Annotated in this window: 9 protein-coding genes; 5 read left to right on the forward strand and 4 right to left on the reverse strand. The window is 68.6% G+C overall.

The window, feature by feature from the left end:
• Positions 1 to 802: 802 nt before the first annotated feature.
• The 3 genes from ACFU7D_RS26390 to ACFU7D_RS26400 are packed head-to-tail and all read left to right on the forward strand — an operon-like array spanning position 803 to position 3,038.
• On the forward strand, positions 803 to 1,081 hold the full coding sequence (locus ACFU7D_RS26390) for a helix-turn-helix domain-containing protein (RefSeq protein ID WP_378872984.1): 279 nt from the start codon (positions 803 to 805) through the stop codon (positions 1,079 to 1,081).
• A complete protein-coding gene (locus tag ACFU7D_RS26395; RefSeq protein ID WP_378872986.1) occupies positions 1,078 to 2,496 on the forward strand; it encodes a sensor histidine kinase in 1,419 nt (472 codons plus the stop codon). The genes ACFU7D_RS26390 and ACFU7D_RS26395 overlap by 4 nt, the downstream gene beginning before the upstream one ends.
• Positions 2,497 to 2,507: 11 nt before the next feature.
• A complete protein-coding gene (locus ACFU7D_RS26400; protein ID WP_378872988.1) occupies positions 2,508 to 3,038 on the forward strand; it encodes a hypothetical protein in 531 nt (176 codons plus the stop codon).
• A gap of 112 nt (positions 3,039 to 3,150) precedes the next feature.
• Here the strand turns inward: ACFU7D_RS26400 and zwf are convergent, their stop codons facing one another.
• From zwf to ACFU7D_RS26420, 4 genes are all read right to left on the reverse strand, one after another.
• Positions 3,151 to 4,608, reverse strand: a complete 1,458-nt coding sequence (gene zwf, locus ACFU7D_RS26405) for a glucose-6-phosphate dehydrogenase (protein WP_160025843.1) — start codon at positions 4,606 to 4,608, stop codon at positions 3,151 to 3,153.
• An 88-nt stretch (positions 4,609 to 4,696) separates the two neighbouring features.
• Positions 4,697 to 5,947, reverse strand: coding sequence for an anthranilate synthase component I family protein (locus tag ACFU7D_RS26410; RefSeq protein WP_378872990.1), 1,251 nt, complete (start codon positions 5,945 to 5,947; stop codon positions 4,697 to 4,699).
• On the reverse strand, positions 5,944 to 6,522 hold the full coding sequence (locus tag ACFU7D_RS26415) for an anthranilate synthase component II (RefSeq protein WP_378872992.1): 579 nt from the start codon (positions 6,520 to 6,522) through the stop codon (positions 5,944 to 5,946). Before ACFU7D_RS26415 ends, ACFU7D_RS26410 begins: the two co-directional genes overlap by 4 nt.
• Entirely contained in the window at positions 6,519 to 8,459 is a 1,941-nt protein-coding gene (locus ACFU7D_RS26420; RefSeq protein WP_378872994.1) for an anthranilate synthase family protein, read from the reverse strand. Before ACFU7D_RS26420 ends, ACFU7D_RS26415 begins: the two co-directional genes overlap by 4 nt.
• A 101-nt stretch (positions 8,460 to 8,560) precedes the next feature.
• On the opposite strand from ACFU7D_RS26420, the gene ACFU7D_RS26425 reads away from it, so the two are divergent.
• Both ACFU7D_RS26425 and ACFU7D_RS26430 read left to right on the forward strand, forming a co-directional pair.
• Entirely contained in the window at positions 8,561 to 9,061 is a 501-nt protein-coding gene (locus ACFU7D_RS26425; protein WP_378872996.1) for a SigE family RNA polymerase sigma factor, read from the forward strand.
• Positions 9,058 to 9,675 (forward strand): hypothetical protein, encoded by a 618-nt coding sequence (locus ACFU7D_RS26430; RefSeq protein WP_378872998.1) that lies wholly within the window; start codon positions 9,058 to 9,060, stop codon positions 9,673 to 9,675. Before ACFU7D_RS26425 ends, ACFU7D_RS26430 begins: the two co-directional genes overlap by 4 nt.
• Positions 9,676 to 9,716 lie beyond the last annotated feature (41 nt).

Genomic DNA, 9,716 nt, shown 5'->3' on the forward strand with positions numbered 1-9,716 from the left:
CGTTATGGCGCGGTGCGCTGGCCCCGCGGGGTCCCGGCACCCCACCACACTAAATCCCCCCGGCCCACCCCCCGGGGGCCGCTCGGTTGCCGGGGGGGCGCCCCCGCCGGGGCCCCCACCTCCCGCAAGCCCGTTTGAAACGGGTCATGGAATGCGGCAAAGCATCAACCGCGTCGCTCAATCTTCCACGAGGTAGCCCTGGCACCTGAGAGACAGTAAGTCGAACGCCATGTGTACGACGGGCGCCACCACCCCGAAGCTGCATAGATTCCATTGCTGCAGGTAATGACTAGCCGCCACTCACCCGTGCCGCCGGAACATTGGGCTCGGACGGTACTCGTACTAACCTTTTCGGACAGGCATGGCGAAGGTATTGCCTGCGCCACCCCGGCGCTACCAACTACGAGTCCTGCACTCAGCGTGACCGCGGCCAGCAGGCCGGTTAGAAGTTTTCGCATCAGACCCTCCGAGTGGTTTCGATAGTTGCGTCAGCGGACTTTACCCAGAGACGTCGTGCTCGACACCGCTTTTGAAAATCGCCGCTGCCTGTGGAGGTCTAGGACGTGATCGTGTGCCGCTGACCGACATCATCTTCTGATGCGGAGCCTCCTGATGCCGGGAATCGTCAGCGCGGCACGATCCTCATTGCTCGGAGAGGCCTCGGTCTCGCGAACACCGGGCGCGTGTTGGACTGACCGTCGTGCTGTTGGTTTCGACGGTCCGCAAAGGAGCGCGCTTTACAGAAACGCCAGTTTGCTCTCAGCGACGACTCAGCGAGAGGTGGCAGGCTAGAGATGTGAACATGCCTGCCGCCCTGAGCGGGAAGTCGCGCGTGCCGGTCGTCAATGACGTTAAGGCCGTGTGCACATCGCCGCGCCGGGAGAAGGTTTTGGTGCAGCGATCCTGCCGCGTACTGGACCGGCCATTCATCCGCGCGGAGATGCGTGGGTACGAGTTCCTCACCATCGGCAACGCGCTGGATGACCACGCCCGCTACTTTCGCAGCAGGACCGGGGGCGAGAGCGAACCGCGGCTGATCCATACGACGCACCGCATCGGCTACGTCGTGAAGGAGCCGTGAGCAGCGCCGTGACCACGCCGGCAACCAGCTCGCGCTACCGCGGCTCTTTGGCGGGCCGGGTCACCCTGCTGACGACCCTCGCGGTCGCCGGGTCGATCGCGCTGATCGCGGTGGGTCTCTACTTCGTCGTACGCATCCAGCTGCAGGCCAACATGGACGAGTCGCTGCTGAGCCGGGCGACGGCCGCGGCTGAGAGCCCGTTGCTGATCCGCAACACCCGCACCGGGGAGACCGTCCCGACCTGGGTTCTCAACGCTGGCGACATCCAGGTCGCAGAGGTGAGCGACCACGACTACTGGTCGCCGACGAAGGAGAGCTTTCCGCGGCCCGGCGCACCCGAGGTGAAGGTCGCCACGCGGGATGTGTCGACGGTGGTGCGCACCATCGTGACGGAGGACGGGACCTTCCGGGTCGTGACCGTGCCGATCTCCGGCAGCGATACCGCGCTGATGCTGGCGCAGTCGCTCGAGCCGCAGCAGGAGATGTACAAGCGGCTCGGGCTCGTCGTGCTCTTGTTCGGCGCTGCTGGCGTCGTCGCGGCGGCGTTCGCAGGGTGGGTCGTCGCAACGGGCGGGCTGCGGCCGGTGCGACGACTGACCGCGTCGGTCGACCGGATCGCGACCACCGAGGACCTCACCCCCCTGCCGGTCGAGGGCGACGACGAGATCGCCCGGCTGGCGACGTCGTTCAACCGGTTGCTCTCAGCGGTCTCGGCCTCCCAGGACCGGCAGCGGCAGCTGGTGGCGGACGCGTCGCACGAGTTGCGTACGCCGCTGACCTCGCTCCGCACCAACGTCGAGCTGCTCACCCAGGCCGACGCCTCGATCTCAGGTGAGCAGCGGGCCGACCTGCTGGGCGACATCCGGGCCCAGATCGAGGAGCTCACCAACCTGATCGGCGATCTCGTCGAGCTGGCCCGCGATGCCCCGGCCGAGCCGACGCTGGAGACGGTGGATGTCTCCGAGGTGGTGGATCGGGCGATCTCCCGGGTGCGTCTGCGCGCACCGTCGGTGACCTTCACCGAGGAGATGGCGCCGTGGTGGGTCCTGGGCGACGCCAGCTCGTTGGAGCGTGCGGTCACCAACCTGCTCGACAACGCCGCCAAGTGGTCGCCCGAGTCGGGCACGGTGCACGTCTCGCTCCACGATGGGGTGCTCAACGTCGACGACGAGGGTCCGGGCATCGCCGAGGACGACCTCCCCTACGTCTTCGACCGGTTCTACCGCTCTACCGAGGCCCGTTCGATGCCCGGTTCCGGGCTCGGGCTCGCTATCGTCCGGCAGGTCGCCGAGCGCACCGGCGGATCGGTCTCCGCAGCCCGTTCCCCGCACGGTGGCGCACGAATGACCATGCGACTGCCCGGCTCGACCTCTCCCCGGCCGACCGAAACGGCCACGACTGTGTTGAACGATTGAGGGTTGAACTCTTGAAGTACGCCGTCCTCGCGCCCGCTCTGCTGGCGCTGCTCTCCCTCGCTGCCTGCGGAGCCGAGGAGCCCGCCGAGCCGGCGGCCTCCGCGTCAGCCTCGGGCGATGCCTCCAAGGAGACGTTCAACCCGTGCGACGGGCTCGACATCACCCCCGTCGAGAAGGCCCTCGGCGCCCAGCTCCGCGTCGAGAAGGGCACCTCGGCGGCACCCCGCTGCGCATTGCTTCCCGAGGAGTCGGGCGGGACCGCGTACGAGCTGAACTACCTGCCCTTCGACGGCACCCTCGCGGAAGCGTGGAAGACCATGGACGTGAAGTCCGGGGACGTCAGCGAGCCCGAGGTCAAGGGCGCCGAGGACGCCCGGCTGGTCAAGCAGCAGGGCGTCAACTCGTACGCCGTCACCGGCTTCGTCCAGAACGGCACCCTGATCCAGAGCTTCAACTCCGTCGACCTGGAGCCCTACGACGGCGACGCCATGGACCGCGCCGCCCAAGCCCTTCTCGAGCAGCTGAGCGCCAACGCCCCGTAGCCGAGGCGTCCGCCCCGTCGGCCGAGGCGTCACGCGCGTCGGTCGAGATGGCGTACGCATGCCAACTCGGCCGACCGGAGCGACGCTTCGGCCGACGCTGGCGACTTCTCGGCTAGTGCTTCTTCGTCTCGCGCCAGGAGCGCTCGAAGGGGAGGCGCCAAGCGTGGGGGGCGATCAGCTGGTGGATAGAGTTGGGGCCCCAGGAGCCGGGGGCGTAGAGGCGCACCGGCGGAGGGTTGTCGAGCAGCGGCTGGGAGATCTCCCAGAGCGTCTCGATGCCCTCGGCGGTGGTGAAGAGCGTGTGGTCGCCACGCATGGCGTCGTGGATGAGGCGTTCGTACGCCTCGAGGACGCCCGTCGAGGAGCTCGTCTCCTGGGTGGCGAACTGCATGGAGAGCTTCTCCAGCTTCATGCCGGGCCCGGGGCGCTTGCCGTAGAACGACAGCGACATCTTCGACTGGTCGGCGAGGTCGAAGGTGAGGTGGTCGGGGCCCTGGGTGCCGGCGCCGGAGTTGGCCGGGAACATCGTCAGCGGCGGCTCCTTGAACGCGATCGAGATGATCCGCGCACCCTCGGCCAGCTTCTTCCCGGTGCGCAGGAAGAACGGCACGCCCGCCCATCGCCAGTTGTCGATGATCACCTTCATCGCGATGAAGGTCTCGGTGTCGGAGTCGTCGGCGACCTCGTTCTTGCCGCGGTAGCCGGAGTATTGACCACGCACCACGTTGCGCGGGTCCAGCGGCCGGATCGACCGGAAGACCTTGTTCTTCTCCTCGCCGATCGGGTCGGGGGCCAGCGAGGTCGGCGGCTCCATCGCCATGAACGCCAGCACCTGCATCAGGTGGGTCACGACCATGTCGCGGTAGGCGCCGGTGCTCTCGTAGAACGCGGTGCGTCCCTCCAGGCCCAGCGTCTCGGGGATGTCGATCTGGACATGGTCGATGAAGTTGCGGTTCCAGATCGGCTCGAAGAGTCCGTTGGCGAAGCGGAAGGCCAGGATGTTCTGCGCGGCCTCCTTGCCGAGAAAGTGGTCGATCCGGAAGATCTGCTCCTCGGAGAAGACCTCGTGGATCTTCGCGTTGAGCTCCTTCGCCGACTCGAGGTCGGTGCCGAAGGGCTTCTCCATGATGATCCGAGCGCGCTCGACGAGGTCGGCCTCCTCGAGCTGACGGATCACGTCCTGAGCGGCCTTCGGCGGCACGCTGAGGTAGTGGAGGCGGCGCACATCGCTGCCGAGCCCCTGGAGCTTCTTCTCGGCGAGCTTCACCGCGTCGGCGAGCGCGTGCGGACCCTCCTTGGTCGAGACGTAGGAGAGCATCCCCCCGAACGCCGCCCAGCGCTCGTCGGTGATGTCGCCCTTGCCGAACTCCTCGCACGCCTCGCGAGCGAACTCGATGAACTGCTCGTCGGAGAGATCCTCCAGCGATGTGCCGACGATCTGGGCATCCGTCATCAGCCCGGCCTCGTTGAGTCTGAGCAGGCCAGGAAGGAGTTTGCGGCGCGCCAGATCACCCGTCGCACCGAAGAGCACGATCACATGTGGCAGGGCTTTGTCATCGATGGTCGCCATGATGAGTCCACGGTAGTCCTCGTTTTATGAACGATCCAATAGACAACGGCCGCCGTCTCAACGTGTCGCCGTCTTTTCACCCGTTTGATCATCTGCCGAGGGAAGCGCGCACCCGGTCGGCCTTCAAGCGTGCCTCCGCTGCCTCCTCGGCGACGTCGGATCTGACCGTGATCCCGCCTCCCGTGCCGATCTGCCAGGTGTGGGTGTCGTGGGTCGTCAGCGTGCGGATGATGACGCCGAGATCGGCCGGCCCGTCACCGGAGATCCAGCCGAAAGCACCTGCGTACGCCGCCCTCGGGCCACCCAGCTCGCGCTCGGCGCGCTCGATGACCTCCATCGTGCGCAGCTTGGGCGCACCGGTCATCGAGCCCGCCGGGAAGAGCCTGCGCAGCGCCTCGATCGTGGTGATCTCTTCGCTGAGCCGGCCCCTGACGGTCGTGACCAGCTGGTGCACGGTCTCGTAGGACTCCACCTGCATCAGCCCGGGCACCTCCACCGTCCCCGGCTCGCAGACCATCGCCAGGTCGTTGCGGAGCAGGTCGGTGATCATCAGGTTCTCGCTACGGAGCTTCGGATCGGTCCGCAGCAGCTCCGCGTTGGCGGCATCCTCCTGTGCGGTGGCGCCACGTGGGGTCGTGCCCTTGATCGGCCTCGTCTCGATCGTGCGGTCCTCGTCGATGAGCGCATATCGCTCGGGGCTCGAGCTCAGCAGCCACGCTCGATGGTTCGCGACGTCGTGCTGGAGGAAACCTGCGTACGGAGCGGGGTTGATGCTCCGGAGCCGCAGATAGGTCTCCACCGGGTCGGCCTCGGCGTGGACCGTGGTGCGGTAGGTCAGGTTGGCCTCGTAGGTGTCGCCGGCCCGGAGTGCCTCCTGGACCTCGTCGAAGGCGGCGGCGTAGGCGGAGCGTCGGGGTAGTCCGGTAGCGAACTGCCTATTACTGGCGGGTATATGGGCAGTTCGCTCCCGGACTACCCCGACATGGTCGAACAGCCGCACATGCGAAGGCCGCATCCATACGGCGTCAGGTACGTCCGCCGACGGGGTCGCGGGGAGGTCCGCGCGGCAGGCGTAGCCGAGGTAGCCGAACCACTGCTCCCCCGGGCCGACCTCGCTTTCCAGGACCCGCCAGATGTCGTCGCCGACCACCGCGGACCGGCCGCCGGCGTGACGTAGCACCTCGCGGCGCGCGGCGGAGTAGGTCAGCGAGACGTCGTCGTCCTCCAGCCAGCCGATCAGGGACCGGGTGCCCGACCACTCGCGGGCGCCGCCACCGTCGAGCCAGACGCAGCGGGGGTGGGCGACGGCGACCTCCGCGAAGAGGTCCTCGACGCTCATCGTGACTCCGGCGGTCGACCCAAGAAGTTCGCGACCATCGCCGCCCCGTGCTGGGAGAGCACCGACTCGGGGTGGAACTGGACGCCCTCGAGCGGCAGCTCACGATGACGTACGCCCATCACGACCCCGTCCTCGGAACGGGCCGTCACCTCCAGGACATCGGGGATCGAGACGGCCGCGAGCGAGTGGTAGCGGACCGCCTCGAGCGGCGACGGGATGCCCGCGAAGACTCCCCGCGCGTCGTGCGTCACCTGGGCGACCTCTCCGTGTGCCGGCTCGATCCGGTCGACGACGCCGCCGTAGGCGGTCACCAGCCCCTGCATGCCCAGGCAGACCCCGAGGACGGGCCGCCCCGCGTCCAGGAGTACGTCCCGCCCGACCGCGAAGTCCGCCGGGTCGGCAGGGTGGCCGGGCCCGGGCGAGAGCACCACGTGGGTGTAACCGGCGAGGTCACCGAGCTTCACCTCGTCGTGCTCCACCACGTCCGGAAGGACCCCGCTGACCTGCGCGATCATGTGGACGAGGCTCCACACGTAGGAGTCGTGGTGATCGACCACCACCACCCGCGCGCTCATTGTGCGAGCAGGTCGCTGACGACGTCGTGGATGAGGTCGTAGCCGCGCTCGGTGAGGACCGACTCCGCGTGGAACTGGATGCCGGCGTAGTGGGGCCCGGAGATGGCGTGGATGTCACCCGTCTCGGGATCGGCATCCACCGACACCCCCGTTGGCAGCTCGGTGGATCCCACCCGGCCGACGAAGGTGTTGTAGAAACCGACCCGCTCGCGGCGCGGCCGTCCACCGAACCCGAGACCGACGCGGGTCTGGGTGCCCTGGAAGACGATGTCCTTGTAGTGCAGCCCGATTCCGAGCTGGTGGCACAGCGCCTGGTGGCCGAGGCAGACCGCCAGGAACGGCTGCTCGGTCTCGAGCAGCGACGCGACGGCCGCACGCAGCTTGGCCATCTTCGGGTCGGAGCCGTCGCGCGGGTCGCCCGGCCCGGGCCCGACGATCACCAGATCAGCACCCTCGAAGGCACCATCGGCGTAGTCCTCGTGCCGGACCACCGACGAGGTCATCCCGAGCACCCGCAGGACGTGGCGCAGCATGCGTACGAAGTCGTCCTCGCCGTCCAGGATCACCGCGTGCTTGCCGGCGAGGTGGGCCGAGGGCTCCTCGTCGGCCTGGTCGGTGAGCCAGAACGACGACAGCCGGCGGTTGCGGGCGGCCAGGGTCAGCAGCAGGTCCTCGTCGTTGACCAGCTCGGACACATCCTGTGCCAAAGCAGGCGCGGCCGGCACCAGCCCGAAGGCCGACAGGATCCCGCCGGCCTTGGCGTGCGTCTCCGCGACCTCGTAGACGGGGTCGGAGTCGCGCACCAGGGTCGCCCCAGCACTCACCTTGAGCTCGCCGCTCAGCGACACGTCGGCGGTGCGGATCACAATCGGCGAATCGACCGTCGGCGCGCCGGACTCGTCACGACCGAGCAGCGCGAGGGCGGCGCCGTAGTAGCCACGGCCCTCCGGCTCGTACTTCTTGATCAGGCGGCACGCGTTCTCCACCGGCGAGCCGGTGACCGTGGCGGCGTACATCGTGTCGCGCAGGATCTCGCGCGGGTCGCGGGCCGAGCGACCGGCGAGGAGGTACTCGGTGTGGATCAGCCGCGACATCGGCTTCAGGAACGGCCCGAGCACCTGGCCGCCCTGGTCGCAGATGTCGCACATCATCTTGAGCTCCTCGTCGACCACCATGAACAGCTCGTAGACCTCCTTCTGATCCGCCAGGAAGTCGGTCAGCTGCCCCTTGAGGTCGTGGGCGATCTTCTCCGGCGTTCCCTCGAGATCGCGCGGCAGCCGGAACGTGCCGGAGATCGGGTTCATCCGGACGTCGCCGCCGTGGACGCTCACGTGCCGCTCCGGCGAGGCGCCGATGAGGTAGCGGTCGCCGGTGAAGAAGCAGTAGGTCCAGTACGCCCCGCGCTCGCGCTCGAGGAGACGACGCAGGATCGTGAGCGCGCGCTCGTGGTTCCAGTCGGAGAGCTGGGCCCGGTAGTGGCGGCCGATCACGAAGTTGGCGCCCTCGCCCTGGCCGATCTCGTCCTCGATGACGGTCTTGACCAGGTCGGCATAGGTGTCGTCGTCGACGTCGAACCCGCCCCGGTCCACGAACTCCACGGGGACGTCGGGAAGCGCCTCGATCACCTCGGCGACGGAGAACTCCCACTCCCGCTCCACGTCGACGACCACCAGCGGGGTGCCGTCGTCGTGGGCCTCGAAGCCCCGCTCGCTCACCTGCCGGAACGGCACCGCGAGCAGTCGGTCGGCCACCTTCCCCGGCTCCGGGGTGCCCTCCTCGAGAGGTACGTCGAGCAGCGACTCGACCACGGACCGGGTGCCTGCCAGCATGCCGACCGTGTCCCGGTCACCCGCCCGCGAAGAGCGGCGGATGATCGCCCACGCCTCGTGCCCCGTGATCTCCTGGATCGCGGTCTGGGCAGGGCTGTTGGTCGTCATGGGATGAGCCTAATCCGCAGGATCGCGCGTGACCCATTCGATTCGGATGGTGAAAGCGGCGCCCGTGCAACCCCGCGACGCCCCTGAACCGTTGACAGTGCGTGAGACGTTCCCAAGACGCCGAATTCGAGGCCTTCGTACGCCGCCACCGCGCGCCGCTCGTCGGCACTGCCCGGCTGCTGACCGCCGGCGACGCCCACTTGGCCGAAGACCTGGTCCAGACGACGCTGGTCAAGGTCTATCTGGCCTGGGGACGAGCGTCGCAGCAGCCCGCTGCGTACGCTCGCCGCACCCTGGTCAACTGCTTGATCGACCACCGCAGGCGCCCGTTCTTCCGGCGGGAGCAGGGCGCGGTCTCGCTGCCCGAGGCTCCGGTCGAGGACCCGGCGATGGTCGATCCCGAGCTCGTCGCCGCACTGGCGGAGCTCCCACCGCGGCAGCGCGCCGCCGTCGTGCTCCGGCACGTCCACGACCTCTCGGTCGACGAGGTCGCCGACGCGCTCAGCTGCTCGACCGGAACCGTGAAGTCCCAGACCGCTCGCGGCCTGGACAAGCTCCGGGCGCTGCTCACCCCCACCCAACTGACAGGAGACTCCCGATGAACGACGTGATCGACCGCCTCGCCCGCCTGACCCCGTCCCCGGCCGCCCCGACCGAGGATGCCGCCGTCGACCTCCGCCGCGGCCACCAGGCGCTCTCCCGGCGCCGGATCAAGCGCGGCGCTCTCGGCGCGGCCGCCCTGACCCTCGCCGTCGGCGGCGCTTTCGGCGGGATCGCGCTGACCTCCGACAACGGGGGCACGCCGACGGTCCAGGCTGCCGACAACGTACGCCTCGTCGACTACGACGGGACCCAGATGCCCGGCTACACCGTGGCGAAGGTGCCCGAGGGGTTCGTGCTGCAAGGATCCGACCACTACGTCCTCGCCGTCGCCCGCCCCGACGACAAGTCGTCCATCAGCGACTTCCAGGACAAGATCGTGGTGACCCTCGAGTCGACCCCGGCGGACGTCGAGGGTGGCACCGACACCACCGTCGGCGGCCGGCCCGCCACTCTCGTCACCACCCCCGACGGCGCCACGATGCTCAAGTACGCCTACCGCGACCTCACCGTCGTCATCCAGATGTGGAACACCATCCACCTCACCGACGAGCAGCTCGTCGAGTTCGCCGAGGGCGTCGAGGTCACCGCCGACGCCAAGCCCTCCGTCGGCTGACCCTGCTCCCGACGCCCACCCGCGCCGCTAGGCTTCGCGGG

The organism is Nocardioides sp. NPDC057577, assembly GCF_042801335.1.
Lineage (GTDB): Bacteria > Actinomycetota > Actinomycetes > Propionibacteriales > Nocardioidaceae > Nocardioides.

Bases quoted from the DNA above. Each gene is read 5' to 3' on its own strand.
- ACFU7D_RS26410 (WP_378872990.1), bottom strand. From the start codon at position 5,947: ATGAGCGTCGAGGACCTCTTCGCGGAGGTCGCCGTCGCCCACCCCCGC.
- ACFU7D_RS26420 (WP_378872994.1), bottom strand. From the start codon at position 8,459: ATGACGACCAACAGCCCTGCCCAGACCGCGATCCAGGAGATCACGGGG.
- ACFU7D_RS26430 (WP_378872998.1), top strand. From the start codon at position 9,058: ATGAACGACGTGATCGACCGCCTCGCCCGCCTGACCCCGTCCCCGGCC.
- zwf (WP_160025843.1), bottom strand. From the start codon at position 4,608: ATGGCGACCATCGATGACAAAGCCCTGCCACATGTGATCGTGCTCTTC.
- ACFU7D_RS26415 (WP_378872992.1), bottom strand. From the start codon at position 6,522: ATGAGCGCGCGGGTGGTGGTGGTCGATCACCACGACTCCTACGTGTGG.
- ACFU7D_RS26390 (WP_378872984.1), top strand. From the start codon at position 803: ATGCCTGCCGCCCTGAGCGGGAAGTCGCGCGTGCCGGTCGTCAATGAC.